This is a genomic window from Streptomyces sp. NPDC032472 (assembly GCF_040636955.1).
Classification (GTDB): Bacteria; Actinomycetota; Actinomycetes; order Streptomycetales; family Streptomycetaceae; genus Streptomyces.
Genome location: NZ_JBEZVK010000002.1, coordinates 190511 through 215012, shown reverse-complemented (window position 1 = coordinate 215012; position 24502 = coordinate 190511). Strand labels below are relative to the sequence as shown.

Genomic DNA, 24502 nt, shown 5'->3' with positions numbered 1-24502 from the left:
CGGCTGCCGTGCCCAGATGAAGCCGGCGCTCTGGCCCGGTCGATGCCGACCTGCGCCGGGTCCCTGCGTGAGCCCCTCTCCGGCTGGTATCCGGCTCACCCGCCGGCGCTTGATCACCTTCACAAGGCCGGGGACGCTCCGGCCGCACCACAGCTGATTCTTCGGGGAAAGGCACACAGCATGGGCTTATCGAAGCCGATACCCGGCGCGACGCCCCAGACCCTGCGGCTGACGGAACTCCTGCGGCACGCGCGCGTGGGTCCGGACGGCGCAGAGGTGGCAGCACGCCGCACCGAGCGGTGGCTGGGCCGGACGCTAGGGGGAAGGGCAGAGGTCCTCTGCCCCGCAACGGCCCACCACACGGCGGAAGCGGCAGCCGTGGCCCGGGGCGAACTGGGCTCCGCCGTCGTCTCCGAAGAGGGGTGCCACATCCGGATGGTCCCCTTGGGCGACGAGCCGCCGTTCCACGTCCTGGTCGTCACCCGTGAGCACCCCTTCGACGGGGACAGTGCGGCGCTGACCAGATTTTCCGCCATAGTCCTCGGGCTGCTGTTGCGGTTGGAGGGAGCCGAGACCGACCGCCGGGAACGGGAGGCGAGCCTGCTCCATCTGCGTCTCGCCGTACTACAGTTGCTGATGATCGGAAACGTCTCCCTGGCCCAGCATACGGCGGCCGGGATCAGGCCCGGCCTGCTGGAAGCGGACTGGGCCTGGACGGCTCTGCTGGAAATGCCGGTGGAGGAGCGCGCCCAAGTGGCGCGGGACTGCGAGGAACTGACCGTCGGCCGGGCCCTGGTCGTCCCCTGTCCGACCTACGACAATCATGTGATCACGGTGGTGCCCGTGGCCGACGTCCGAGCCGCCGACGGCATCGGGCGCGCCCTGTCCGACTATGTCGCACGCCGTCCGAGAGTGTTCCAGGGCCGCAGCCGCCTCCACCCGCTGGCACATGCCCGTGCAGCCTACGAGGATGCGCGCCGCAACCTGGTGGCGGCTCGGTACGTGCCCGGCCGTCGTGCCCGGCATCGAAACCACACGGATCCGGTGGAGCTGCTGGCCGGTGCCGAGGCGGCCCGCTGGGCGTCGGACCTGCTCCGGCCCTTGGACGCGCTCCCTGCCCGGACCAGGGACCAGTTGCTGTCGACGGTGTCCCTGGCGCTGAGGTTCACCGCCGTGCGGACGGCGAAGATCATGGGAGTCAGCCGCAACACCGTACGGTCGCGGATGGAGCGGGCAGGCGAACTGCTGGGCGCGGACCTCGACGACGTAAGAGTACGGACCGCCCTCCACCTGGCCCTGCGACTGCGGGACCGGCCCACCGCACCGGGCCGCCACCACCCGGGCCTGCCCGCCCTGATCGGTACCGACGCCGGCCGGGACTGGGCCCGGGACGTGCTGGGTCCGCTCGAAACCGACGCCCGCAACCTGCACCGCACGCTGGGGGTCTGGATCCTGGCCGACTGCTCGGTCGGGGCGGCGGCACAACAGCTGGGTCTGCATCCCCAGACGGTTCGGGAGCACCTGCGGAGCTCGGAGACGCTGCTGGAGCGGGAGCTGACGGCCGGAGGGGTGGACGTGTACGAGCTCGCGCTGGCCTTCCTCGCGCTCCACGGCACGCAGCCTCCCTTCGCGAAACCGGTGTCCCCCGATGGCGTGTACGACCGTGCAGGCGTGACTGTCACCTGCCCGGCAACCGTGCACGGATGACATACCGGCCGACAGGTGGCCGCTCATAGCTTTGAGCGCGTCAGGGCCAGAAGACATCCGGCCCCCTCAGTGGAGGAACGGACATGAAGAAGAATCGATTCGCCCGCCTCGGTCTCATGGCCGCGACCATGGCTGCCGTGGCCGTCGGAGTCGTCGCCTCACCCGCAAGCGCGGCGAGCGCGACCTGCGAGAGCTGGGGCGGCAACGTGTGCACCAGCGGCAGCATCCCGGCCAACGGCGACCACCAGGTCTGCTTCGGCGGCACGCACAAGGCCCTCAGCTACTGGGGCCGCGCCGAGCTGTGGGACGCCGACACGGGCGTGATGGTCGGCTCCATCGCCACCAACCCCTACCGCTACCAGCAGACCTGCGTGGGCGGCCTGTACGGGCAGCGCTACTACGAGCGTGGCACCGGCGGCGACTTCAAGGGCGACGTCTGGAACGACTGACCCCGCACCGACTACGAGGGCCCGTACCGGGCGTACTTTCCCCGGTACGGGCCCTCGCGCCGCTGCCCGGGCCGCTCAGGAAGCGGGCAAGCCGCCCTCCCGGGTGACTTGCCCAGGCCGCCCGACCTGGTACGGAGCCGGTCGACCACCCGCACCTAGCCATCGAGGCGAAACCGGTGCGTGGGCGCGGTGGCCGGATGCCGGCACCCCGAGCGTTCGGGCTTGCGCGGTGGACAGAGCCCTTCCGGAGGGAGCCGGACCCTGGCGAGGCGCGGCGCAACGGATCCCGGCGCTGCCGCCTGAACCCGGCATGCCCGCCTTCGGCTCCAGGGCCGCGTTGCTTCGCGAGGTGGTGGACCAGGCGCTGGCCGGCGACGCCGAGGCCGCATCGGTGGCCGAGCGCCCCTGGTTCCGGCCCGTGCGCGAAGGGCGGACTCCGCAGGCGGACCTGAACGCCAATGCCGAGGTCTGCCACATCCGCGCGCCCGGCCTTCGGGTGGGTCTCAGCTCCGTCGCGTGCTGGCCGACGAGGCGGACGTTCCCGTCGCCACATGCGCGCCACGCCCGCTCTCCCGGCGCCGGGGCAGGGCGGCCGTGTGCCCCGGGGCCCTCCAGCTCCGGGGCGGCGTACGTTCCTCGCCGTGTCGGATCAGGCGGTCTGGAACTTCCAGGTGCCGAGCGTGGTCCAGTTGCTCCAGCTGCCCCCGTCGGCGCTGTAGGCGTGGGAGATGAGGCCGTCAGCCCCGATACCGAAGACCTCGGCGGCGTGCGTGCCGGACTCGTAGACGGCCGTGGGGTTGCCGGCGAAGCGGTAGGTACCGAGCGAGGTCCAGCCCTGCCAGGATCCGGCGCCGAGGTTGTAGGTGTGGTTCAGCACACCGTCCGTACCGGTGGCGAACAGCTCGATCGCGTTCGTCGAGGCGTTGTAGACCGCCGACGGGCTACCCGAGAACCGGAACGACGGATCCAACGTCGACCAGCCACTCCACTGACCACCGTTGAACAGGTAATTGTGCGAGATCACCCCGTCCTTACCCGTCGCGAAGACCTCGGTGACCTTGTTCACCGGGTTGTACACCACCGCCGGCGCGCCCGAGAACCGGAACGACGAGTCCAACGTCGACCAGTCCGACCACGCACCACCGTCGACGCTGTAACTGTGCGAGAGCACACCGTCCGCGCCGATCCCGAAGACCTCGGCCGTCTTGGTGTCCGGGTTGTAGACGACGGTGGGGGTGCGCGCGAACTTCCAGGTGCCGAGCGAGGTCCAGCCCTGCCAGGATCCGGCACCGAGGTTGTAGGTGTGGTTCAGCACACCGTCCGTACCGGTGGCGAACAGCTCGATCGCGTTCGTCGAGACGTTGTAGACCGCCGACGGGCTACCCGAGAACCGGAACGACGGATCCAACGTCGACCAGCCACTCCACTGACCACCGTTGAACAGGTAATTGTGCGAGATCACCCCGTCCTTACCCGTCGCGAAGACCTCGGTGACCTTGTTCACCGGGTTGTACACCACCGTCGGCGCGCCCGAGAACCGGAACGACGAGTCCAACGTCGACCAGTCCGACCACGCACCACCGTCGACGCTGTAACTGTGCGAGAGCACACCGTCCGCGCCGACCGCGAAGACCTCGGCCGTCTTGGTGTCCGGGTTGTAGACGACGGGGGCGGCTGCCGAGGAGGGGGCCGTCGTCGGTGCCGGGGCCGGGGTGGGGGCCGTGTCGGGATACGGGTTGGCGTGGTCGGTGGCCAGGCCGGTACCCGGGCTGCAGGTCCACGCGCCGGCGCCCTGGTCGGCGAGGATCTTCTCGGCTATCAGGATCTGCTGCTGCTTGGTCGCGAGGTCGGGGCGGGCGGCGTAGGCGGTGCCTCCGTAGTACTTCCAGTTGCTCAGGCTGATCTGCAGGCCGCCGTAGTAGCCGTTGGGGGTGTGGATCGACCAGTTGCCGGTGCTCTCGCACTGGGCGACCTTGTCCCAGGTCGTCACCGAGGCGGCGGTCGCCTGGCCGGCGCCGAGCGCGGCCGCTGCCACGGCCAGGCCGAGTGCGCCGACGGTGGTGGCCATGCGGGTGCGGGCGGGGAAAGGGGTGCGGGTCATCTGAGAATGTCCTCGGAAAGCTCGTCGCAGCGGTCTTGTGCCGCGGGCAGGGGGTGGTCGTCCGCGGCCACGGGTCCGGGTGGACCCGGTGGCCGCGGACGGATCGGCGTGGGGTCAGTGGGTGTCGAACTTCCAGGTGCCCAGGGTGTGCCAGCTGCTGAACGGGCTGCCGGCGCTGGTGTACGAGTGCGAGATCACGCCGTCCTGGCCGATGCCGAAGACCTCGGCGGCGTTGGTGTTCGGCTCGTTGAGGGCCACCGGGGTGCCGGCGAACTTCCAGTTGCCGAGCGCTTCCCAGCCCGACCAGCTCCCGCCCATGTAGTACTTGTGGTTGACGATGCCGTCGGCGCCGGTGCCGAACAACTCGACGGCCTTGGTGGTGGAGTTGTAGACCGCGGAAGGGACGCCGGCGAACTTGTACCCGGTGTCGAGGGTGGACCAGGGGCTCCACTGGCCGCCGCTGGCGCTGTAGGCGTGCGACATGACGCCGTCGGCGGCGCCGACCGCGAACACCTCCGCCGTCTTGTTCGCCGGGTTGTAGACGACGGCCGGGGCGCCGGTGAAGCGGTAGCTCGGGTCCAGCGTGAAGAAGTCGCTCCACTGGCCGCCGTTGGTGCTGTACGAATGGGACAGCACGCCGTCGGTGCCGATCGCGAAGACCTCGGTGGTGTTGAGGTCGGGTTCGTAGAGGGCCGTGGGGGAACCGATGAAGGTCCAGTTGCCCATGGTGTTCCAGGCCGACCAGGCGCCGTTCGCGTAGTACTTGTGGTTGAGCTTGCCGTCGGTGCCGATCGCGAACAGCTCCACCGCGTTCACCGACGGGTTGTAGACGGCGGACGGCGAGCCCGTGAAGTGGTAGCCGGGGTCCATGGTGGTCCAGGAGCTCCACTGTCCGCCGTTGGTGCTGTAGGCGTGGGAAAGCACACCGTCGGTGCCGACCGCGAAGACCTCGGTGGTCTTGTTCGTCGGGTTGTAGACGGCCGTCGGCTTCCCGGTGAAGCGGAACGAGGGGTCGATCGGGTACCAGTCGCTCCACTGTCCGCCGTTGGTGCTGTAGGCGTGGGAAAGCACGCCGTCGGTGCCGATCGCGAAGACCTCGGCGGTGCCGTTGTCCTGGTTGTACACGGCGGCCGGCGCGACGTCGGTAACCTGCGGGGCGACCGGGTCCGGGACGGGCGGGGGCGGGGTGGCGGCGGCGACCGGGCTTGCGTAGCCGCGGATGCTGACGCTGTAGCCGGCGCTCTGCCATACGACCGTGCCGACGCGGCCCGAAGCGGTGTTGGTGGTGACCTTGCCCGGGTAGCCGCCCTGATTGCCGCCGGTCCAGCGAATGGTGCCGTCGGCGTTGACCGCGGTGACGATCGCGACGTGGTCGAAGTCCGTGCCGCTGAAGGACGTCGGATGGAAGAAGACGGCGTCGCCCACGTGTGGGGTACCGGAAAGCCCGCCCTGGTTCTTGTCCGCGTAGGTCTTGAAGCTGTTGGCGAGGTCGTTCAGGCTGCCGAGGTTCTTGACTCCGTTCTGCGCCCAGACCCAGCCGGCGAAGTCCGCGCACCATGCGTGTGTCCTCTTGCCGCCGTAACAGCTGGAGCTCTGGTTCGTGGCGGTGGCGTAGTAGCCGGCGCCTCCGTTTGCGCAGGCGTCGCTGCCGAGCTGGCCCAGTGCGGTCGCGGCGATCGAGTCGCCGAGCGTGGCCGCGTGGGCGCTGGGGACGGCCAGCAGGCCGAGGCCGGAGGCGGCCAGTGCGACGGCGGTCGCGGAGGAGGCGAGGCGGGTACGGATGCGGGACATGGGTGCTCCAACGTGTGGCGGGAAGGATGGGTGCACGCTGCGGGCACGCGCCGGACCGGGGCGTGGTGCGGCCGGGGGCAGCGGAGAATTCGGATGCAGCAGGGCGAGCGGTGGTCCCGGCTGGAGGCTGGTGCGGCGCGGAGCCTTGCGGCCCGGCGGGTTGGTACGGCGCGTGGCGGGCCTTACGGCTCGGCGGGCGCGGGCGTCCGCTGCGCGGAGAGAGGCGGGGCGGCGCTTGCCGCAGTCATCCCGCGGCTCGGTCCATGGGCGCCGGCGGTTCCGGCGGCAGGTAGTGCCGGCGGAGCAGGGGCGAGGTCCGCTGGCAGCGGGAGATCAGGCTGTGGGCGCGTCCGACGGCGTCGGGCTCGTCGGCCGGGTCCCGGCTGAGCAGGTAAAGGAGGAAGTCCATGCGGTCGGGGGCGGGCTGCGCACTGGCGTGCTGGAGTCCGTCGGCGGGGTCGGCGTGCGCCCACAGGGCGTCCACAGCCTCGGCCGCCTCGCTCGCGTCCGCCGCTGCGGGGGCATGACGGCGCTTCAGGCTGGCGTAGACGATGTCCATCGCGTGCTCAGCTGCCCCAGCCGAGGCTGTTGGAGGAGGGGGTGCTGCCCCAACCGAGGCTGTTGGAGGAGGGGGTGCTGCCCCAACCGAGGCTGTCGGAGGAGGCGAGGACCGTCCCGGTGGCAGGGGCGGTGTCGGCCGAGGAGGCGGCGGCGAACAGGACGGCGGTCAGGGAGACGGCGGCAGCCGCGGTGGCCTGGGCGATACGGGTGCGGATCATGGTGGAGTCCTTCGTCTGCTGGTCGGAGAGGCGTGCTGAGCCGGCCCGGGCGTCCCGCGGTTGACGCTTCGTTCGGCTGCCGTTCGGTGCTGTTTCCCTGGCGGCGATCAATAGTTTCGCCACCCGGCTGGAGGGCCGGAAGGGCTTCCGGATGTCGCCAACCGGCCTGACGGGATCCGGACAACCAGTCGTGTACATGCCAATCTGCCTCCTTCACGCATGCCGCGCATCACTGCCGACACTCCGGGTTGGATCTTGAACCGGACGTCGAATAGCTGTTTGGATGCCAGCGGCCGCTCGACCGCGGCCTGTGATTCGGGGGGATGACATGCTTGAAGTAATGGGCCTGACGGCCGGGAGTGCCGCGGTATACCAGGCGATGCTCGACCATCCCGCGTACGGCGTGGACGAGATCGCCTCCCACTGCGGCCTGAGTCCGGCGCACGTGCATGACCACTTGGACGAGTTGGGCCGGCTCACTCTCGTCCGGGCCTCAGCCGAGCGCCCCGGGGAGATGCGCGCGGTCAGCCCCGACATCGGCCTGGCCGACATGCTCACCGCGCAGGAGGCCGAACTCGCCTCCCGGCAAGCACAGTTGGCGGCATCACGAGCCGCCGTCACACGCATGATCGCCGACCGCGCCGAACACCGTGCAACCCACGGCGAGCGCCTGCTCGGCATGGACGCCATCCACGCCCGGCTCGAACGGATGGGCCACAGCGCCACCAGCGAGGTCCTCGCCAGCCAGCCCGGCGAGCAGCGCCCCGAGGACCTCGCCGCCAGCCGGCCCGCCGACGCCGAAGCGTTCGCCCGCGGCATCACGATGCGAACCCTCTACCAGGACTCGGCCCGCAACCAGCCCCACGTGGCCACCTACGCCCACTGGCTGCTCAGCCACGGCGGCGAGGTCCGAACCGCACCCTCGGTCCCGCCCCGAATGGTGCTGGTCGACCGCGCCCAGGCCCTGGTCCCGATCGACCCCGCGGACAATCGCAAAGGCGCCCTCTACGTGACGGAAGCCGGCATCCTGGCCGCACTCCTCGACCTCTTCGAACAGGCCTGGAACACGGCCATCCCGCTGGGCGCCACCCAGCCCGAGGACCCCAGCACCGGCCTCACCGCCACCGAACGTGAACTACTGCGCCTGCTCGGCACCGGACTGACCGATGACGCCGTCGGCCAGCGCCTCGGCGTCTCCTCACGAACCGTCGGCCGCCACATGTCCTCGATCATGGAACGCCTCAGCGCGAGCAGCCGATTCGAGGCCGGGATCAAAGCCGCCCACCGCGGCTGGCTCTGAACCGCCCCACGAAACATCCCTCCGCTCGGCTCCACCGGCCCGCGCCCCGGGAGGCGCCTGGTCCGTGGCCGCGACCGTCTTGGCCTCGCACGGCTCGCAGAGCGTCGGGTGCCAAGCACTGGATGCACCTCCTCACCGAGATCAAGAACCGCGGCGTCAACGACGTCCTCATGCTCGTCTGCGACGGCCTCAGGGGCCTGCCCGACGCGGTCGAGACCGTCTGGCCCCGCACCACCGTCCAGACCTGCGTGGTCCACCTGCTGCGGAACTCGTTCCGCTATGCCGCACGCCAGGACTGGGACAAGATCGCAAAGCTCCTCAAGCCCGTCTACGCCGACGCCTGGGGCAAGAAATACCCGGCGATCGTGAGGCTGTGGGAGAACGCGTGGGAGGAGTTCACCCCGTTCCTCCGCTTCGACACCGAGATCCGCCGCATCGTCTGCACCACCAACGCGATCGAGTCCGTGAACGCGAGGATCCGACGGGCGGTCAAGGCCCGTGGGAACTTCCCGAACGAGACCGCGGCCTTGAAGTGCGTCTACATGGCGATCATGTCGCTTGACCCCACCGGCCGAGGTCAGGCCCGCTGGACCATGCGCTGGAAGGACCGCGCTGAACGCCTTCGACATCACCTTCGACGGCCGACTCTCCGCAGCCCGCCAGTGACCCCAACCACCCTGGACACACCGTTCGATTGACAGACCCGGACGATTTGGGTGAAGGCCACGACACCCGAGTGGCAGGGTGGAAAACAGCCCATGGGGCCGGACCACCAGCCGATCTGAGTGGTACGAACTACCCAATGGGCGACATCGTCATCTACCAGGACCACTGGTTCGGCCACCAGACGCCCGGTGAGCCCGGATGTCAGCCGCCACACGTGCATGTCCGTCCCGGGCATGACCCAGAAACGGCCAGATCGATGGCGCAGAGGAGCATTACTACTATGACCTGGACTGACTTCGTCGTGAATGCCCGCGCCTTCGCGACGTACTACGACGAGGTCCCCAACCTGTCGGGGGTCCGGTTGAGGTCGGTGCGCCTCGACGGCTGGGACCCGACCGTCACCTTGCGGCTCGACCTCCCGTTCCCGGATCGCTGGGAGGGTCCGCCAGGGGACGCGGCCCAGTGCCAGATCCAGTTCTACATGGTGCAGGATTTCGTGATGGAGGGATGGCGGCCGCCGGTTACAGCAGAGGTCTCACTGCGTCCGCTGCCGGAACATCGGCTCGCGGTGCACGTAACCAGTACAGGAGTCGATGTGGCCTTCACGTCGAATGCGTCGCTCAAGGCGGGCAGGTTCAGCGTCTTCACGCAGGACGCGGACGGCGGCGACAGCGGCCCACACCACTTCAGTCGGCCGTTGGAGAGCAAGCTCTATCCGACGATCCCCCCGATGTACGTGAACACCTTCTACGAGCGTGTGTGAGATGACCGAAGACAACGACTGGCCGGAACTGCGGGCCCTCTACGGCACGGGCCCCCTGCCCGACCCGAGTACCTGCACCCTCTTCCACGTCCACATCGACGAACGGGACACCTCGGTCACCTTCGGCTTCGAGACGCAGCAGCTGCCGCAGCATCCGAAGCCGGAGTGGTCGGACAAGCCGTACAACACTCTGGCCTTCTGGATCGAGTTCACCGGTGTGGCCGACCTGCGGATGTCGGGCATCCGCGCGGAGGCAGAGCGCTCCGTCCGGATCGCGGGAGGCAATACGGCAGAGGGCCTACGGGTCGCCGTGGACAGCGACAACCGCTCGATCGCCTTCTCCGCCACCGCTTCACTCGTCTCGCACACCCGGGTCTATCAGCAAGGCGCGCTCTGACCGAAAGCCGAAAACCGAAATGCGAACGAGCGAGGACAATCTCATCGCGCTCATCCGGAGCAGCGGTTTCGAGGTGGACGCGGTCCAGGGCAACGAACCTGGCCCGTCGGTCGACATGGCCTGGCGCGCCATGGCCGGATTCGGTGTGGAGCCCGTCGCATCCCTTCCCTTGAAGGGAGACCTCGAGGGAGTGCACCAGCGTTGGCTCCAACGTGCACGTCAGACGGAGGTCTTCGGCGAGGACGGTACGTTCCTCCTCACAGCAGTCGTGACCGGAGCCTCCGAGGTCGGCTGGGTTCGTGTGCGCCTCACCGACACCGCTGACGTCTCTCGCCTCGTCGATGACCAAGGACGTATCGAATTCATCGCACGCTCCCAGTCCGGCCACCACCTCTGCGGTGTCACCGCAGAGGAATACGAATACTGGCTTGTCAGCCTGAATATCTGACGAAAGCCACCGGTGGACTCTGCAGCGAATCCGGGTGTGCTTGGCAGTGTTTGATCCTGGAACGAGAAGAGCCGACCCAGGGGAAGAAGAGTGAACATGAGGATGTCCCTCACGTTGCCTTCGGGGGAGCTTCCTCCCGATGTGGTGGAGGTCGAGCTCTCCGAGGACTACGAGTCGCTGGCCATGGACGCATGTCAGCTGCTTTCCGAGACCGATGCACGTTTCGTCGTCTCGGGGTTCGGTCAGGAGGAATGGCCGGTCAACATTTCGTACGACCTTTCATCGGCGATCGAGCAGCTGCCCGAGGCGATCGACAGTCTGCAGTCGGGCCGTTCCGCCGAGGTCGACCTCTACGGGCAGGGGGTCGAGCGACGCCTGATCTTCGTGCCGGCGGGGGACACCACGGAGATCCGATGCGTGTCGGGCACTGCATGGCGACCGGATCCGGACGTGGAAGTCCTGTCGCGTGCGGCAGCGCTGGAGCTTCTCACCGGCTTGGCCGGTGACTTCGGTGCCGCACTGCGACAGGCCGCTCCCGAACTCGCGATGCGGACGCCGTTCGCCAAGTGGTAGCCGGGGCGGACAGGTGGGACCGGATCGGGCCGCCGGTGTCGGCCGATCCGGGCCGCGGGCTAGCGGAGGGGGTGGGTGGGGAAGGAGGCGAGGGCCTTGGGAGGTTCTTCGGCTCCTCGGCTCAGGGTTCCCCAGGCGAAGCCGACGATGCCGGCCTGGAGGCGTGACTCCACGTCCAGTTTGGCGAGGATCTGCGCCACGTGGGCCTTGGCCGTGCGTTCGGTGATGGCCAGACGGAGCGCTATGGTCCGGTTCGACGCCCCTTTGGCCAGGAGCCGGAAGACGTCGAGCTCGCGTTCCGACAGCCGGGGCACGCGGGCCAGGACGGCGTCCCAGGCTCCGTCGTGAGGTGCGGCGCTCCGGTCGGTGGCGAGGTAGGAGCCCCAGGCGTGCGGGCTCCGGGTCTGTGCGATGTTCATGGTGGTGGCGGACTCCTGAGTTCTGGACCGGGGGGTGGGCCGTCGGTGGTGCCGACGGATCGACGCAGGCCGTGCGGGGCCTGGGCGTGGTCGTGTGACGCTCGTTCAGGGAGTGGGGGATGTGTGGCCGGCGGGCACGGCGCGTGAGTGGAGGCACGTGCGGGGCGCGCGGGTTCCGGCCCGGGGACGGGCGGGGATCCGGGCCCGGACGTGCACTGCGGGCGCAGGAAGCTCGTGTGCCGGGGGTGGGTCGCCCGGCAGCGCGTGCAGGGTCTCGTCCGTCGCAAGGCCGGAGGTGGACGGGCGGGGCGCCGCACGGTCCGCGGGGCCGGCCTGTTCGAGGGGATGCCGGCGGCCTCTGCGCGGAGGGGGTCGGCCCGTTACCGCCGTGCGGGCGGGGGCGGGTTCTGGGAGGCGGCGCGGGCGTTGGCCCGTTCCCGTCGTCCGAACGTGCCGGGGGGCGGTGCACCGCAGGGGGTGGTGCGCGGGCGGTCGGCGTGAGTGCGGTGTCGCCGCCCGAACGCTCTGGCAGAGCGGGGGAATCGAGTTCCGTTGGGTGTGGCGGTGAGGTGATGGCGGATATCGCCGGTGATTCCGGCACTCAACTCAGGTGCCCGGACTCCGGTCTTCCCTTGTTTTTTGCCAGTCATCCTGACGGCTATTATCAGCCGCCAGATTTCCAGCCACAGGGGGAGGTAATTCAAGCCGCTGTCGAGAAATGGCGATAAGGAAGCCGGGTGCGGCCGGGAACGTCGGGCCCGGGGGGTACCGAGGGCCTGTGCCGCCACGGCACCATCATACTGAAGGCCCGCCAGGGTACAGGGTGCATACCCCTCGCCCATGAAAACTCCCTCGGCTGTCTTGAAGGAATGGGTGGCCCGGACGCAAGCGGTCGGCGCGCTCGCGGTGACCAAAGTTGTTACTCGCTGGTCACCGCGCATGTCACGCTACTTGACGCATTCCTGTGCAGGCAATGAGTGATCCAATATCTGAGACACCATCCGGCTGAAATACGCCCTGCACCGGTCCGAATATCTCGCTTGTCTCGTTGAGAAATCAACCAGCAATGGATTCCGGGAGAGAGCGCACGCCGATGCGCCCGCCGGCGGGGTGCCGGCGGGCGCATCGGGGTGGGGGGTGGGTCGGGCTGGGGGGTGCAGGGGGTTACGGGACTCCGGCCAGGCGCAGTAGGGCCGCCGTGCCGGCAGCGGCGAGCACCACGGCCAGGAACGGCACCTTGCGCCAGGCGAGGATGCCGCCGACGAGGACGCCGGCAGGCCGGGCCACTCCGGCGAAGTCGGCGCCCTCGGTGAGGGCCGACGTGGCGGCGAGGGCGGCGAGCAGGACGACCGCCGAGACTTCCAGCAGTTTCTCGGCCCGCTGCGGGAAGGTGACCCTGGAGCGCAGCGCCGGGCCGGAGAGGCGGAGCAGGAAGGTGCCGCCCGCCAGGGCCAGCATCGCGGCCAGGGCCGGCACCACGGGTACGGGGTCGTTCATCGGACGGCCCCCTTCGATGACTCCGACGGCTCCGAGCAGTGGCTTGGGTCGGGTGTGTCCGCCGATTCGGGCCGGCGCTTTGAGATGAGGACGAACAGGGGCAGCGCGGCCAGTGCGGCCAGGACGGGGAGGCCGGCGGGGAGGAACGTGACCGCTGCCAGGGCCAGGGCGCAGCCCGTCAGGGCGGTTCGGCGCAGGGCGCGCTCCTTGAGGGCGGGGAGGACCAGTGCCACGATCACCGCGGGGAACATCGCGTCCAGGCCGAGGGCGCCGGTGTCCTCGACCACGCTGCCGAGCAGGGCCCCGAGTGCGGCGCCGATCGGCCAGCAGACCAGGATGCCGAGGCCGCAGGCCCAGTAGGCGGCGCGCTTGCGCGGGAGGCCGTCCTGGGCGAGGGCGAAGACGACCGTTTCGTCGTTCATCAGGTGGGTGCCGAGCAGGCGGCGCCAGCCCCGGCCCAGTACGTCCGGGACCGCCAGGCCGAACGGCAGGTGGCGGGCGTTGACCAGGAGGGCGGCCAGGAGGGCGGCGATCGGGCTGCCGCCGGCCGCGATGATCCCGACGAACAGGAACTCCGACGAGGCGGCGAGGACGAGCGCGCCCATCAGCACGGGGAACCACCAGGCGAAGCCGGCGGTGACCGAGGCGGCGCCGTACGAGACGCCGATGACGCCGACGGCCAGGCAGACGAGGGCGATGTCGCGTAAGGGCCCGCGATCCAGTGTTCTCCATATCGAACGCATGGCGTTTATGATGAACAGGTCAAGCTTGTTCGTCAAGATGAACAATCGACCGCTGGAGCGAACGCCATGTCCGATGCCGACCCCGCCCTCAAGCCCCCGCTCGAAGTGATCGCCGCCTCCCTGCGGGCGGAGCGCGTGCGGGCGGGGCTCTCCCTCACCGAGGTGGCCCGCCGGGCCGGAATCGCCAAGTCCACGCTCTCGCAGTTGGAATCCGGCGGGGGAAATCCCAGCCTGGAGACGCTGTGGGCCCTGTGCGTGGCGCTCGGCATCCCGTTCTCCGGGCTGCTCGCCGTCCCGCGGCCGCAGGTCCAGGTGATCCGCGCGGGCCAGGGTCCGGCGGTGCATTCCGCGCAGAGCGCCTACGGTGCGACCCTTCTCTCCGCCTGCCCGCCGGGTGCCCGGCGCGACGTGTACAGCATCACGGCCGAACCCGGGCCCCAGCGGTCCTCCGCCGCGCACCTGCCGGGCGTGATGGAGCACGTGATCATCAGCTCCGGGCGGGCCATGGTGGGCACCGCCGACGAACCGGTGGAACTGCACCCCGGCGACTACATCTGCTACCCGGCCGACGTGCCGCACCTCTTCCAGGCGCTGGAGCCCGGGACCCGGGCCGTGCTCGTCTCCGAGCACCACTGAACACCGGGCCGGACCCGCAGGGGTCCGACCCGGCATGAGTCCGCGGCGGGGAGTTCAGTGGCCCATGCCCAGGCCGCCGTCGACCGGCAGGACGGCACCGGTGACGTACGCGGCGCCCTCGGAGGCCAGGAAGTGCACGGCCGCGGCCACCTCGTCCGCCTGGGCCGCGCGGGCCAGCGGCACCCGGTCCAGCATGGCGGTCCGCTGCTTCTCGCTGAGGGCCCGGGTCATGTCCGTCTCGACGAAGCCCGGCGCCACCACGTTGCAGGTGACGCCGCGCGAGCCGAGCTCGCGCGCCACGGACCGGGCGAAGCCGACCAGGCCGGCCTTGGACGCCGCGTAGTTGGCCTGCCCGGCCGCGCCGAGCAGGCCGACGACGGAGGAGACCAGCACGATCCGGCCCTTGCGGGACAGCAGCATCTCCCCCGCGGCCTGACGCACCACCCGGAAGACGCCGGTCAGGTTGGTGTCGAGGACTGCGGTGAAGTCCTCCTCGGACATCCGCATCAGCAGCAGGTCGCGTGTGATGCCGGCGTTCGCCACCAGCACCTCGACCGGCCCGTGGGCCGCCTCGACCTCCTCGAACGCCCGCTCCACGGCGCCCGCGTCCGTGACGTCGCACCTGACCGCGAGGCAGCCCAGTTCCTTCAGCTCCGCGGGCGGCTCACCCGTGCGGTACGTCACCGCGACCCGGTCGCCCGCCTCGGCGAACGTGCGCGCCACCGCGAGGCCGATGCCCCTGTTCCCGCCGGTGACCAGGACCGAACGGCTCATGCCTTCCCCACTCCCCTTCTCCTGCGTACTTCTGTGCCGTTTCGCGGGCCGCGACCGCGGCCCCGCGGTCATGCGATCTTGTGGACCCAGCCGAAGGGGTCCGGGCGAAGGCCGGTCTGGATGCCCGTCAGTTCGGTGTGCAGACGGGTGGTGACCGGGCCGGGCGTTCCGCCGCCCACCGTCCAGTCTCCGTCCGTGCTGCGTACGAAGCCGACGGGGGTGACCATGGAGGACGTTCCGCAGGAGAACACCTCGGTCAGCGCCCCGGACTCGGCGTCGGCCCGCCACTGCTCCACGCTGATCCGGCCTTCCTCGGCCTCGTAGCCGAGCTCGGCCGCCAGGGCCAGCACCGAGTCCCGGGTGACGCCCGCGAGCAGGGTCCCCGACAGTTCGGGGGTGACCAGCCGCTTGCCGTACACGAAGAACAGGTTGCTGGTGCCCATCTCGTCGACCCAGCGGCGCTCGGCCGAGTCGAGCCACACCACCTGGTCGCAGCCCTGTTCCCGGGCCTGTGCCTGGGCGACGAGCGTGCCCGCGTAGTTGCCGCCGCACTTGGCCTCGCCGGTCCCGCCGGGCGCGGCGCGCGTGTAGTCCTGGGACAGCCAGACGGTCAGCGGCTTGGCTCCGGCCGTGAAGTACGAGGCCGCCGGCGAGGCGATCACCATGAACCGGTAGGCGGCGGAGGGCCCGTAGAAGCCGATGGTGTGCTGGGTCGCGATCATGAAGGGGCGCAGGTAGAGGCTGTGCCCCTGCTGCTCGGGGACCCAGTCGCGGTCGGCGGTCACCAGCAGTTCCAGCGCCTCCACGAAGGTTTCCTCCGGCAGGGCGGGCATCGCCATGCGGGCACAGGAGCGGTTGAACCGCGCCGCGTTGGCGTAGGGGCGGAAGGTGGCCACGGTGCCGTCCGGGCGCCGGTAGGCCTTCATGCCCTCGAAGACCTCCTGGCCGTAGTGGAAGACCTGGGCCGAGGGGTCGAGCACGAGGGGGCCGTAGGGGTGCAGGCGGGCGTCGTGCCAGCCGTGCTCCCGGTCCCAGTCGATGCTGATCATGTGGTCGGTGAACACCTCGCCGAAAGCGGGTGCCTCGAGGAGCGCGGCCCGTTCGGCCGCGGGCAGCGGGGTGGCCGGCTCGGTGGTGAAGGTGATGGTCATGGCTTGCTCCGAGGCGTCGCAGGGGTACCCGTTGGGGTCTCAGGTCACAGCGGGGTGTTGGCGTGCTTGCGGTCGGGCTGGTCCGCGTGCTTGGTCCGCAGCATCCGGAAGGCGCTGATCAGCACCGACCGGGTTTCGGCGGGGTCGATCACGTCGTCGACCAGGCCTCGCTCGGCCGCGTAGTAGGGGTGCATCAGCTCCGCGCGGTAGTCCTTGACCATCTGCTCCCGCATCGCCTGCGGGTCGTCGGCCGCGGCGATCTCCCGGCGGAAGATGACGTTGGCGGCGCCCTCGGCGCCCATCACCGCGATCTCGTTCGTCGGCCAGGCGTAGGACAGGTCGGCGCCGATGGAACGGGAGTCCATCACGATGTACGCGCCGCCGTACGCCTTGCGCAGGACCAGGGAGATGCGCGGGACGGTGGCCTCGCAGTACGCGTACAGCAGCTTCGCGCCGTGGCGGATGACGCCGCCGTGCTCCTGGTCCACGCCGGGCAGGAAGCCGGGGACGTCCACGAGGGAGAGGAGCGGGATGTTGAAGGCGTCGCACATCCGCACGAAGCGGGCGGCCTTTTCGCTGGCGCGGATGTCGAGGACGCCCGCGAGCGCCACCGGCTGGTTGGCGACGATGCCCACGGTCTCGCCGCCGAGCCTGGCCAGCCCGCACAGGATGTTGGGGGCCCAGCGCTCGTGGACCTCCAGGAAGTCGCCGTGGTCGACGATCTCCTCGATGACCTTGCGCATGTCGTAGGGGAGCTTGCCCTCGGCCGGCACCAGGCCCAGCAGGGCGTCGCAGTAGCGGTCGTCCGGGTCGGTGGAGGCGGGGGCGGGCGGGGCCTGGCGGTTGTTGGACGGCAGCAGGGAGAGCAGGTAGCGCACCTCGCCGAGGCAGGTCCACTCGTCCTCGTAGGCGAAGTGGCACACCCCGGACTGCTCCGCGTGCACGTCGGCGCCGCCGAGGCGTTCCTGGGTGACGTCCTCGCCGGTCACGGCCCGGACCACGTCGGGGCCGGTGATGAACATCTGCGAGGTGCCGCGCACCATGAACACGAAGTCGGTCAGGGCGGGAGAGTAGGCGGAGCCGCCGGCGCACGGTCCGAGGATCACCGAGATCTGCGGGATCACTCCGGAGGCCCGTACGTTGCGGCGGAAGATGCCTCCGTAGCCGGCGAGGGCGGAGACGCCTTCCTGGATGCGGGCGCCGGCCCCGTCGTTGAGCGAGACGAGCGGGGCACCGGCCGCGATGGCCATGTCCATGATTTTGTGGATCTTCTCGGCGTGCGCTTCGCCGAGGGCGCCGCCGAAGATGCGGAAGTCGTGGGCGTAGACGAACACGGTCCGGCCCTCGACGGTGCCCCAGCCGGTGACCACACCGTCGGTGTGGGGGCGTCGCTCCTCGATGCCGAATCCGACGGCCCGGTGCCGGCGCAGCTGCTCGACCTCGCGGAACGATCCGGGGTCCAGGAGCAGTTCGATGCGCTCGCGGGCGGTCAGCTTGCCCTTGGCGTGCTGGGCCTCGGTCGCCCGGTCGCTCGGGCCGCGGAGGGCCGCCTCCCGGGTGGCGTGCAGCTCGGCCACCCGCGCGCGGGTGTCGGTGCGCGGCTGCGGCGTCCGGCCGGGGGTTTCCTGCTGGAGGGTCATCTACTCTCGCTCTCCTTCCGGGGAGGCCGACGCGGCGGGTGCGGCGGCGGGGGTGGTGTCGGCTTCGGCGGCCTGCACGGCGACGGCGGTGACGAGCACCCCGTCCGAGACCTGCCAGCGGCCGGTGAGCCGGGTGGGCAGCCGCGTGCCGCCGGGGGGCCGGGCGCCGGCCCGTACGGCGGCGGGTACGTCGGCGTGGAAGGTCCCCGCCGACGGGTCGAAGCGGACACGGGCCTGGAGGAAGCCCAGGAAGAGCCCGGTGGCGGGGAACCAGGCCTTGTAGACGCTCTCCTTCGCGCTGAACAGCAGCCGGTCCCAGCGCACTTCGGGGCGGCGGGCGAGCAGCTCCGCCACGAGCGCGCGTTCTTCCGGGCCGGCGACGAACTCCAGGACGTCGGCGTCCAGCGGCAGGTGCGGTTCGGCGTCGATGCCGAGCGCGAGGATCTCGCCGCGCCGGGCCACCGCGGCGGCGGTGTAGCCGCGGCAGTGCGTGATGCTGCCGACCACCGAAGGGGGCCAGCCGGGCGCGCCGCGCTCCCCCGCCGGTATCGGGGCGGCGGGCGTGCCGAGCCGTTGCAGTGCGCGGTGCGCGCAGTACCGGCCGTTGGTGAACTCCCTGCGCCGTCCGGGGGCGGAGCTGCGCAGGGAGACGGCCTCGGCCGGGTGGGGCACGAACTCCGGGTGGTCCTGGAAGGACTCCCAGGCGGCCACCGGCGGGGGCAGCAGGTCTGCGATCAGCATCGCGCCCCCGCCGGTACGGCGGCGGCCGGTACCTCGGCGGGTCGGCAGCGCTGGCGGTGTGCGCCCAGTCCCTCGACCTCCGCCTCGACCAGGTCCCCGGCGCGCAGGTACGGCCGGTCCGGCCGGCCGAGGGCGACGCCGCCGGGCGTGCCGGTCAGGACCACGTCGCCGGGGTGCAGCACCATGAAGCGGCTCAGGTACCAGATGAGGTGGGCCACGTCGAAGACCATGTCCGCGGTGGAGCCGTCCTGCATGAGGCGGCCGTTGACCTTGCAGGTCAGCCGTAGCGCCTGGGGGTTCCCGGCCTCGTCGGGGGTCACCAGGTACGGCCCCAGCGGGCCGAAGGTCTCGAAGGACTTGCCCTTCACCCACTGACCGCCGCGCTCCAGCAGCCAGCTGCGCTCGGAGAGGTCGTTGGCGGTGGCGAAGCCGGCGATGTGGGCGGCGGCCGCCGCGGGCTCCGGCAGGTAGCGGGCGGCCCGCCCGATCACCACCGCGAGTTCGACCTCCCAGTCGGTCTTCTCGCCGCCCGGGGGCAGCAGCAGGTCGTCGTGGGGGCCGACCACGGCGGACGGCGCCTTGTTGGCGACGATCGGCTCGTCGGGCAGGGGCAGTCCGGCCTCGGCGGCGTGCGCCCGGTAGTTGAGCCCGATGGACAGCAGGTGCCCTCCGGGCCGGACGGGCGGCCCGATGCGCTCGGCGGCCGGATCGACCTCGGGCAGCCCCGCGCCCTCCTGCTCCAGCCGCGCCGCCAGGCCGCGCAGCACGTCCGGGTCCAGGTGGGCGCCCGTCCAGTCCGGCACCCACGAGGACAGGTCCCGGACGGCGCCGCCCGGGCCGACGGCGCAGGGCCGCTCCTGCCCCGGCGGGCCGATCCGCAGCAGCCGCATGTCAGCGGGCCGCCGGGCTCTGCTCGAGGTACTTCTCGAAGAAGGCGGTCTCCTCGTCGGTCAGCCGCCGGGGGCGTCCGGCCCGGTAGTCGAACGGCGCCATCACCGTCGAGGCGGTGGCGTAGACGGTGTCCCCGTCGCGGACCACGTAGTCGATGGCGACGGTGGCCGACTGCAGGTCCGACACCCACATCTCGATCTCCACCGGGGCGTGCCGGTGGACCAGCTGCCTGCGGTAGCGGATGGAGTGCTCCACCACCACCGAGCCGTCCCGGAAGAAGGCGTCGCCGTCGGTGGGTGCCATCCGGAAGACGAAGTCGACCCGGGCCTCCTCCAGGTAGCGCAGGTAGGAGACGTTGTTGACGATGCCGTAGACGTCCATGTCCGACCAGCGGATCGGGCAGGGGTAGGTGTGGCGTGCCATCAGGACGGGTCTCCTTCCGCGGCGGAGCGGGCGGGGGACGGGGCGGCGGCCGGGCCGTGTGCGCCGGTGCGGGCCTGGAAGGCCGTCACGTAGTCGTCGGCGGCGATCGGCGCCCGCAGCAGCTGCGGGGTCAGGCCGAACCCGTCGGTGAGGACCTGCACGTACGGCAGGAGGTCCGCGCACAGCGCGTCCTGCTGCTCGGCGAGCTCTTCGGCCTGGGCGGCGGTGAGGACCCCGCGCGCCAGGTACCAGCCCGCGTCCCGGCCGATCTCGGTCAGCCCGTACAGGGCGGTCAGCAGGCCGAGTGCGGCGCGGGACTCCTCGGTCTGCGCGGCGGCGGCAGCCTCGGCCATGCACTCCAGCGCGGTGCGCACGCCGCGCGCCCGGGCCATCTCCAGGCCGGTGTTGATGGTGGCGTTCCACGCCTCGAAGTAGCTGCGGTCCGCGGAGTCGTCGGCCATGGCGGTGCGGGCCCGGCGCAGCAGTTCCTGCTCCCGGTGGCGGACCGCGGCGACGAGGAACTGCGCGTCGCGCAGGTCGCGGCCCCGGGGGTCGGGTGCGTCGGTGGGTACGTCGTCCGCGTCGCCGGCGGCGATGATCTGCCCGGCGGTGGTGGCCAGCAGCACCTGGTTGTCGCCCTCGGCGGTGACCAGGCCCTGGAGCAGGGAGCCGTAGTCCGCGATCCGGTTGACGCTGAAGATGCCCTGGGCGCCGCAGCGTTCCCGGCAGACGGCGATGACGTCGGTCATCTCCCAGGTGGACAGCGCCTTGGTGATGGACACCAGGTGGTTGAGCTCGGCCGGCACGGCGGTGTCGGGGGCCGCGGTGAACTCGCGCTTCGCGTGGTTCAGCAGCAGCGTCATCGCGTAGGTCCGGGCCAGCGCGGTGAACAGCGCCAGCTGGTGGCTGCGGTACTCGATGACGGGCAGGTCGTTGCGGCCGGGGGCGTTGGTGAGCCGCTGTACCGCGTAGCGCAGGGCGATGTAGACGCTTGCGCGGCCGGCGCCGGTCGCCGCGCTGGAGACGCACAGCCGTCCGGGCAGGATGCGGCTCATGGCCCGCAGGAAGCGCTTGCGCTGGTTGCCGGAGGCGGGGCGGAAGACGCCGTCCTCGCCGAAGGCGCCCATGTCGCCGTGGAGCAGGTTGCGGCGGGGGACGCGTACGTGGTCGAACCAGGTGAGGCCGTTGTCCAGGCCCTGGACCGGCTTCTCCGGGCAGGGGGCGGCGTGCACGCCTTCGCACAGCTTCGTCCCGTCGCTGATGCGGACCAGGAACGGGAACACGCCGTGGTCCTTGCCGTCCGCCTTCAGGCGGGCCATCACCACGGCCAGCTTGGGGACGTCCTGGAAGCCGCTGTAGGACATGTACTTCTGGGCGAGCGCGTCCGGGGTGTTCAGGACGAACGTCTCGGTGGCGGGGTCGTAGACGGCCTCGGTGCGCAGTGCGGCCACGTTGTTGCCGTAGCCGAGCTCGGTGGCCATGTACGGGCTGAAGGAGTCCAGCCGGTCCAGCTCGTCGACCAGGTCCTTCAGGTCCTCGCGGTCGCCGTGCTCCAGGGCCGTGCCGAAGGCCAGGTTGTAGTGGACCATCAGCAGCGAGAACGTGGAGACGTCCACCAGGGAGGGCCACTCGGCCAGGGCGAAGAGCCGCCACGGGTCCGCCAGGATCTCCCGGGGGCTCTCCAGGGCGGCGTGCACGGCACGCGAGCGCTCGTAGGCGAGCTTGCCGGCCCCGGTCATGTCCAGGCCCTCGCGCGGGTCGAAGACGGGGTCGAGCAGGAGGTCGTGGAGGTCCTTGTGGGTCTGCTCGTACCTGCCGTCGAAGAGCAGCCGGGTGAGGTCGGCGGAGGCCGACGAGGTCATGGGGAGGTCCTTTCCAGCGGTTCGGATCGTGCGGCCGGCCGACCGGCCGACCGGCCGTCGGCGGGGGCGGGGCGGGGCGGGGGCCGGGGCGGGGGTGCGCCGGCCCCCGTCCCCGCGCCGCCGGCCGGTCGGGCGGTGCCGTCGGCGTTGCCGGGGCCGTCAGGCGGACGCGATCAGCAGGGCGGCGTTCTGGCCGCCGAAGCCGAAGGAGTTGCTCAGGGCCACGTCCACCCGGCGGTGGCGGGCGGTGCCGTGGACGACGTCCACCTCCACCCTCGGGTCGGTGTCGGTGGTCCCCGCCGACGGCGGGATGACGCCGTGGTGCACCGTGAGCGCCGCGAACGCGGCCTCGATGGAACCTGCGGCGCCCAGCGGGTGCCCGGTGACCCCCTTGGTGGAGCTGACGAGGGCGTCCGTCCCGGCCACCCGGCGGATGACGCCCGCCTCGATCACGTCGCCCACGGGGGTGGAGGTGCCGTGGGCGTTGACGTAGCCGATGTCGCTCCCGGTCAGCCCGGCGTCGGCGAGGGCCGCCCGGACCGCGAGTTCGGCCCCCTTGCCCTCGGGGTGCGGGGAGGTGACGTGGTGCGCGTCCGCGGACGCGCCGTACCCGATCACCCGGGCCACGGGCTGCACGCCACGCGCCCGCGCGTGCTCCTCCGACTCCAGTACGACCACGCCGGCGCCCTCGCCGAGGACGAAGCCGTCGCGGCCCGCGTCGAAGGGGCGCGACGCGGTCTGCGGGTCGTCCAGGCGCCGGGACAGGGCCCGCATCCGGGCGAAGGAGGACACGTACAGCGGGGTGATGGGGGCTTCGGCGCCGCCCGCCACCACGATGTCGGCGAGTCCGGAGCGGATCAGCTCGCGGCCGAGGCCGATCGCGCTGGCGCCCGCGGCACAGGCCGTGCACGGGGCCATACAGGGGCCGTTGGCGCCGATGTCGATGGCGACCTGCCCGGCGGCCATGTTCAGCAGGCCCATGGGCAGGGTCAGCGGGGAGACCTCGGACGGGCCCTCCTGGATCAGCACCCGGTGCTGTTCCTCCAGCGTCGCGGTGCCGCCGGCCCCGGAACCGAGGATGACGGCCACGCGCGAGCTGTCCGCCCACTCGCCGGGCGTGAGCCCTGCCTGAGCCAGGGCCTCGCGGGCGGCGATGGCGGCGAACTGCGAGTAGCGGTCCCACTGCCAGGCGCCGCGCAGGCCCTGTGCGGCCGGGTCGAAGTCGGGCACCCGGCACGCCATCGTCACCGGCAGGCCGGCCAGGTCGGTGTGGTGCGCGGCCGTCGGCCGGCCGTCGACGACCCGGTCCCAGCTCTCCTTGACGCCGATGCCGGCGGGCGTGACGAGCCCGATCCCGGTGATGGCGGCGGCGAAACCGGTCATCAGACCGTGGCGCCCTTCTGCTCGACGAGGGCGACGATGTCGGCGACGACGGACACCTCGGACAGCTCCTCGTCGGTGATGGCGACGCCCAGGCGCTTCTTCAGGGCAGTGGCCAGCTCGATCTGGGAGAGCGAGTCGAGGTCGAGGTCGTCGAAGGTGGCGTCGGCGACGACCTTCTCGCGGTCGAGGTCGAAGCGGGAGACGAAGACCTCGACGACGGCGTCGTGAACGGAGCTCATGGTGTTTCCTCCTGGAAGGGGACGAAGATGCCCGGCCGGCGGCCCGGCCGGGAGTCGGTTGGGGCGAGGGGTCAGTCGACCGGCTCGGCGTGGATCTCGGGCCAGACCAGGACGGTCGAGCCCCACGAGAGTCCGGCGCCGAAGGCGGAGAGCAGCACCCGCTGGCCCGCCTTGAGTTCGCCGCGGGCGGCGTAGTCGTTGAGGAGGAGCGGCACGGACGCCGAGAGGGTGTTGCCCACCCGGTCGATGTTGACCGCGACCCGCTCGTCGGGGAGCTCCAGCTCCTCGGCCACCGCTGCCACGATGCGGATGTTGGCCTGGTGGCCGACGAACCAGTCGACGTCCCCGACGGACCAGTCGGCCCGCTTGAGGGCGGTGCGCGCGGACTGCGTCATCCGTTCGACGGCCTGGGTGTAGAGGGCCCGGCCCTCCATCCGCAGGTACCAGTCCTCGGTGGGTACGGTGGCGTGGCCGAGGCCGCCGTCGGCGGAGCGCTGGCGGGAGCCGCCGGCCGGGATGGCCAGCAGGTCCGCGAGGGCGCCGTCGCTGCCGAGGTCGAACGGGCCGAGCGCGCCGGGCTCGTCGGGTTCCCCGCGGCGCAGCACGACCGCGCCCGCCCCGTCGCCGAAGATCGGCGCGGTGGCCCGGTCGGCGGGGTTCACCAGGGTGGTGAACGCCTCGGACCCGATGAACAGCACGGTGTCGGCGGTGCCCGACTCGATCAGTCCGGCCGCGGTGGCGAGCCCGTAGAGGAACCCGCTGCACGCCGACGTCAGGTCGAACGCGGCGATCGTGCCGAGTCCGAGCCGGGAGGCGACCTCCGGTGCGACCGCCGGGCAGAGCCGCTCGGGCGAGGTGGTCGCCACGACGAGCGCGTCGACGCCGCTCAGCCCGGCCGAGCTCAGGGCGCGGGCGCCGGCCCGCACCGCGAGTTCGCCCGTCGACAGGCCCTCGGAGACGATCCGCCGTTGCCGGATGCCGGTCCTGGTGCGGATCCACTCGTCCGTCGTGTCGAGCGTCCGCGAAAGGTCGTCGTTCGTGACCGTCCTGGGCGGGAGGTACCCCCCGATCCCGGTGACCACTGCCGCCATTGACCCACCCCCTCGTAGAGGCCGCAATCCACGGCCTG

At 71.2% G+C, this 24502-nt stretch carries 25 protein-coding genes and 1 pseudogene; 9 read left to right on the top strand and 17 right to left on the bottom strand.

Features of this window, described 5'->3' with window-relative positions; all coding sequences use genetic code 11:
- The first annotated feature begins 180 nt into the window (after positions 1-180).
- Entirely contained in the window at positions 181-1707 is a 1527-nt protein-coding gene (locus AB0F11_RS01995; RefSeq protein WP_362167217.1) for a helix-turn-helix domain-containing protein, read from the top strand.
- Between the two features lie 83 nt (positions 1708-1790).
- Positions 1791-2156, top strand: a complete 366-nt coding sequence (locus AB0F11_RS01990) for a hypothetical protein (protein WP_362167214.1) — start codon at positions 1791-1793, stop codon at positions 2154-2156.
- A 649-nt stretch (positions 2157-2805) separates the two neighbouring features.
- Here AB0F11_RS01990 and AB0F11_RS01985 read toward each other — a convergent pair.
- From AB0F11_RS01985 to AB0F11_RS01970, 4 genes are all read right to left on the bottom strand, one after another.
- Positions 2806-4257, bottom strand: a complete 1452-nt coding sequence (locus AB0F11_RS01985; RefSeq protein WP_362167212.1) for a transglycosylase family protein — start codon at positions 4255-4257, stop codon at positions 2806-2808.
- 114 nt (positions 4258-4371) lie between these two features.
- The gene (locus tag AB0F11_RS01980) at positions 4372-6048 is read right to left on the bottom strand and encodes a CHAP domain-containing protein (RefSeq protein WP_362167210.1); all 1677 of its coding nucleotides are present in this window, start codon (positions 6046-6048) and stop codon (positions 4372-4374) included.
- Between the two features lie 244 nt (positions 6049-6292).
- A complete protein-coding gene (locus AB0F11_RS01975) occupies positions 6293-6607 on the bottom strand; it encodes a hypothetical protein (RefSeq protein WP_362167207.1) in 315 nt (104 codons plus the stop codon).
- A gap of 7 nt (positions 6608-6614) precedes the next feature.
- Positions 6615-6827, bottom strand: coding sequence for a hypothetical protein (locus AB0F11_RS01970; protein WP_362167205.1), 213 nt, complete (start codon positions 6825-6827; stop codon positions 6615-6617).
- Positions 6828-7155: 328 nt separating this feature from the next.
- Between AB0F11_RS01970 and AB0F11_RS01965 the strand changes: the two genes are divergently transcribed.
- The 6 genes and pseudogenes from AB0F11_RS01965 (at position 7156) to AB0F11_RS01940 (ending at position 10974) form a co-directional block, all read left to right on the top strand.
- Positions 7156-8127 carry a LuxR C-terminal-related transcriptional regulator gene (locus AB0F11_RS01965; RefSeq protein WP_362167203.1) on the top strand — a complete coding sequence of 324 codons (972 nt, stop codon included), beginning with the start codon at positions 7156-7158 and terminating at the stop codon, positions 8125-8127.
- Positions 8128-8234: 107 nt separating this feature from the next.
- A pseudogene (locus AB0F11_RS01960) lies at positions 8235-8793 on the top strand (transposase); the annotation flags it as partial.
- A gap of 280 nt (positions 8794-9073) precedes the next feature.
- Positions 9074-9556 (top strand): hypothetical protein, encoded by a 483-nt coding sequence (locus AB0F11_RS01955; protein ID WP_362167200.1) that lies wholly within the window; start codon positions 9074-9076, stop codon positions 9554-9556.
- A gap of 1 nt (position 9557) precedes the next feature.
- Positions 9558-9953: an Imm50 family immunity protein gene (locus AB0F11_RS01950; protein ID WP_362167197.1), complete on the top strand. Its 396-nt coding sequence runs from the start codon at positions 9558-9560 to the stop codon at positions 9951-9953.
- A gap of 19 nt (positions 9954-9972) precedes the next feature.
- The gene (locus AB0F11_RS01945; RefSeq protein WP_362167195.1) at positions 9973-10401 is read left to right on the top strand and encodes a hypothetical protein; all 429 of its coding nucleotides are present in this window, start codon (positions 9973-9975) and stop codon (positions 10399-10401) included.
- A 96-nt stretch (positions 10402-10497) separates the two neighbouring features.
- Positions 10498-10974 (top strand): hypothetical protein, encoded by a 477-nt coding sequence (locus AB0F11_RS01940; protein WP_362167193.1) that lies wholly within the window; start codon positions 10498-10500, stop codon positions 10972-10974.
- A 59-nt stretch (positions 10975-11033) separates the two neighbouring features.
- Here the strand turns inward: AB0F11_RS01940 and AB0F11_RS01935 are convergent, their stop codons facing one another.
- From AB0F11_RS01935 to AB0F11_RS01925, 3 genes are all read right to left on the bottom strand, one after another.
- On the bottom strand, positions 11034-11393 hold the full coding sequence (locus AB0F11_RS01935) for a helix-turn-helix transcriptional regulator (RefSeq protein ID WP_362167191.1): 360 nt from the start codon (positions 11391-11393) through the stop codon (positions 11034-11036).
- 1164 nt (positions 11394-12557) lie between these two features.
- Positions 12558-12890, bottom strand: coding sequence for an AzlD domain-containing protein (locus AB0F11_RS01930; RefSeq protein ID WP_362167189.1), 333 nt, complete (start codon positions 12888-12890; stop codon positions 12558-12560).
- Positions 12887-13633: an AzlC family ABC transporter permease gene (locus AB0F11_RS01925; protein ID WP_362167188.1), complete on the bottom strand. Its 747-nt coding sequence runs from the start codon at positions 13631-13633 to the stop codon at positions 12887-12889. Before AB0F11_RS01925 ends, AB0F11_RS01930 begins: the two co-directional genes overlap by 4 nt.
- 66 nt (positions 13634-13699) lie before the next feature.
- On the opposite strand from AB0F11_RS01925, the gene AB0F11_RS01920 reads away from it, so the two are divergent.
- A complete protein-coding gene (locus AB0F11_RS01920) occupies positions 13700-14269 on the top strand; it encodes an XRE family transcriptional regulator (protein WP_362167186.1) in 570 nt (189 codons plus the stop codon).
- 54 nt (positions 14270-14323) lie between these two features.
- Here the strand turns inward: AB0F11_RS01920 and fabG are convergent, their stop codons facing one another.
- The 10 genes from fabG to AB0F11_RS01870 form a co-directional block, all read right to left on the bottom strand.
- Complete coding sequence (gene fabG, locus AB0F11_RS01915) at positions 14324-15043, bottom strand: 3-oxoacyl-[acyl-carrier-protein] reductase (RefSeq protein ID WP_362167184.1); 720 nt, start codon at positions 15041-15043, stop codon at positions 14324-14326.
- A 68-nt stretch (positions 15044-15111) separates the two neighbouring features.
- Positions 15112-16194 carry a branched-chain amino acid aminotransferase gene (locus tag AB0F11_RS01910; RefSeq protein WP_362167181.1) on the bottom strand — a complete coding sequence of 361 codons (1083 nt, stop codon included), beginning with the start codon at positions 16192-16194 and terminating at the stop codon, positions 15112-15114.
- A gap of 44 nt (positions 16195-16238) precedes the next feature.
- Positions 16239-17834, bottom strand: a complete 1596-nt coding sequence (locus tag AB0F11_RS01905; protein WP_362167179.1) for an acyl-CoA carboxylase subunit beta — start codon at positions 17832-17834, stop codon at positions 16239-16241.
- Positions 17835-18575: a 4'-phosphopantetheinyl transferase superfamily protein gene (locus tag AB0F11_RS01900; protein WP_362167177.1), complete on the bottom strand. Its 741-nt coding sequence runs from the start codon at positions 18573-18575 to the stop codon at positions 17835-17837. It lies immediately after the preceding gene.
- Positions 18569-19465, bottom strand: a complete 897-nt coding sequence (locus AB0F11_RS01895) for a fumarylacetoacetate hydrolase family protein (RefSeq protein WP_362167174.1) — start codon at positions 19463-19465, stop codon at positions 18569-18571. Before AB0F11_RS01895 ends, AB0F11_RS01900 begins: the two co-directional genes overlap by 7 nt.
- Before the next feature lies 1 nt (position 19466).
- Positions 19467-19889: a thioesterase family protein gene (locus AB0F11_RS01890; RefSeq protein WP_361903070.1), complete on the bottom strand. Its 423-nt coding sequence runs from the start codon at positions 19887-19889 to the stop codon at positions 19467-19469.
- The gene (locus AB0F11_RS01885; RefSeq protein ID WP_362167172.1) at positions 19889-21751 is read right to left on the bottom strand and encodes an acyl-CoA dehydrogenase; all 1863 of its coding nucleotides are present in this window, start codon (positions 21749-21751) and stop codon (positions 19889-19891) included. The genes AB0F11_RS01890 and AB0F11_RS01885 overlap by 1 nt, the downstream gene beginning before the upstream one ends.
- A 159-nt stretch (positions 21752-21910) precedes the next feature.
- A complete protein-coding gene (locus AB0F11_RS01880; RefSeq protein ID WP_362167170.1) occupies positions 21911-23134 on the bottom strand; it encodes a beta-ketoacyl-[acyl-carrier-protein] synthase family protein in 1224 nt (407 codons plus the stop codon).
- On the bottom strand, positions 23134-23373 hold the full coding sequence (locus AB0F11_RS01875; RefSeq protein ID WP_362167168.1) for a phosphopantetheine-binding protein: 240 nt from the start codon (positions 23371-23373) through the stop codon (positions 23134-23136). The genes AB0F11_RS01880 and AB0F11_RS01875 overlap by 1 nt, the downstream gene beginning before the upstream one ends.
- Positions 23374-23444: 71 nt before the next feature.
- A complete protein-coding gene (locus AB0F11_RS01870; protein WP_362167166.1) occupies positions 23445-24464 on the bottom strand; it encodes a beta-ketoacyl-ACP synthase III in 1020 nt (339 codons plus the stop codon).
- Positions 24465-24502 lie beyond the last annotated feature (38 nt).

Excerpts from the sequence above, each read along its gene's own strand:
- AB0F11_RS01990 (WP_362167214.1), top strand. The coding sequence starts at position 1,791 with ATGAAGAAGAATCGATTCGCCCGCCTCGGTCTCATGGCCGCGACCATG.
- fabG (WP_362167184.1), bottom strand. The coding sequence starts at position 15,043 with ATGAGCCGTTCGGTCCTGGTCACCGGCGGGAACAGGGGCATCGGCCTC.
- AB0F11_RS01970 (WP_362167205.1), bottom strand. The coding sequence starts at position 6,827 with ATGATCCGCACCCGTATCGCCCAGGCCACCGCGGCTGCCGCCGTCTCC.
- AB0F11_RS01940 (WP_362167193.1), top strand. The coding sequence starts at position 10,498 with ATGAGGATGTCCCTCACGTTGCCTTCGGGGGAGCTTCCTCCCGATGTG.
- AB0F11_RS01935 (WP_362167191.1), bottom strand. The coding sequence starts at position 11,393 with ATGAACATCGCACAGACCCGGAGCCCGCACGCCTGGGGCTCCTACCTC.
- AB0F11_RS01925 (WP_362167188.1), bottom strand. The coding sequence starts at position 13,633 with ATGCGTTCGATATGGAGAACACTGGATCGCGGGCCCTTACGCGACATC.
- AB0F11_RS01965 (WP_362167203.1), top strand. The coding sequence starts at position 7,156 with ATGCTTGAAGTAATGGGCCTGACGGCCGGGAGTGCCGCGGTATACCAG.
- AB0F11_RS01930 (WP_362167189.1), bottom strand. The coding sequence starts at position 12,890 with ATGAACGACCCCGTACCCGTGGTGCCGGCCCTGGCCGCGATGCTGGCC.
- AB0F11_RS01920 (WP_362167186.1), top strand. The coding sequence starts at position 13,700 with ATGTCCGATGCCGACCCCGCCCTCAAGCCCCCGCTCGAAGTGATCGCC.
- AB0F11_RS01950 (WP_362167197.1), top strand. The coding sequence starts at position 9,558 with ATGACCGAAGACAACGACTGGCCGGAACTGCGGGCCCTCTACGGCACG.
- AB0F11_RS01870 (WP_362167166.1), bottom strand. The coding sequence starts at position 24,464 with ATGGCGGCAGTGGTCACCGGGATCGGGGGGTACCTCCCGCCCAGGACG.
- AB0F11_RS01895 (WP_362167174.1), bottom strand. The coding sequence starts at position 19,465 with ATGCGGCTGCTGCGGATCGGCCCGCCGGGGCAGGAGCGGCCCTGCGCC.
- AB0F11_RS01905 (WP_362167179.1), bottom strand. The coding sequence starts at position 17,834 with ATGACCCTCCAGCAGGAAACCCCCGGCCGGACGCCGCAGCCGCGCACC.
- AB0F11_RS01985 (WP_362167212.1), bottom strand. The coding sequence starts at position 4,257 with ATGACCCGCACCCCTTTCCCCGCCCGCACCCGCATGGCCACCACCGTC.
- AB0F11_RS01900 (WP_362167177.1), bottom strand. The coding sequence starts at position 18,575 with ATGCTGATCGCAGACCTGCTGCCCCCGCCGGTGGCCGCCTGGGAGTCC.
- AB0F11_RS01995 (WP_362167217.1), top strand. The coding sequence starts at position 181 with ATGGGCTTATCGAAGCCGATACCCGGCGCGACGCCCCAGACCCTGCGG.
- AB0F11_RS01885 (WP_362167172.1), bottom strand. The coding sequence starts at position 21,751 with ATGACCTCGTCGGCCTCCGCCGACCTCACCCGGCTGCTCTTCGACGGC.
- AB0F11_RS01980 (WP_362167210.1), bottom strand. The coding sequence starts at position 6,048 with ATGTCCCGCATCCGTACCCGCCTCGCCTCCTCCGCGACCGCCGTCGCA.
- AB0F11_RS01910 (WP_362167181.1), bottom strand. The coding sequence starts at position 16,194 with ATGACCATCACCTTCACCACCGAGCCGGCCACCCCGCTGCCCGCGGCC.
- AB0F11_RS01975 (WP_362167207.1), bottom strand. The coding sequence starts at position 6,607 with ATGGACATCGTCTACGCCAGCCTGAAGCGCCGTCATGCCCCCGCAGCG.
- AB0F11_RS01890 (WP_361903070.1), bottom strand. The coding sequence starts at position 19,889 with ATGGCACGCCACACCTACCCCTGCCCGATCCGCTGGTCGGACATGGAC.
- AB0F11_RS01875 (WP_362167168.1), bottom strand. The coding sequence starts at position 23,373 with ATGAGCTCCGTTCACGACGCCGTCGTCGAGGTCTTCGTCTCCCGCTTC.
- AB0F11_RS01880 (WP_362167170.1), bottom strand. The coding sequence starts at position 23,134 with ATGACCGGTTTCGCCGCCGCCATCACCGGGATCGGGCTCGTCACGCCC.
- AB0F11_RS01945 (WP_362167195.1), top strand. The coding sequence starts at position 9,973 with ATGCGAACGAGCGAGGACAATCTCATCGCGCTCATCCGGAGCAGCGGT.
- AB0F11_RS01955 (WP_362167200.1), top strand. The coding sequence starts at position 9,074 with ATGACCTGGACTGACTTCGTCGTGAATGCCCGCGCCTTCGCGACGTAC.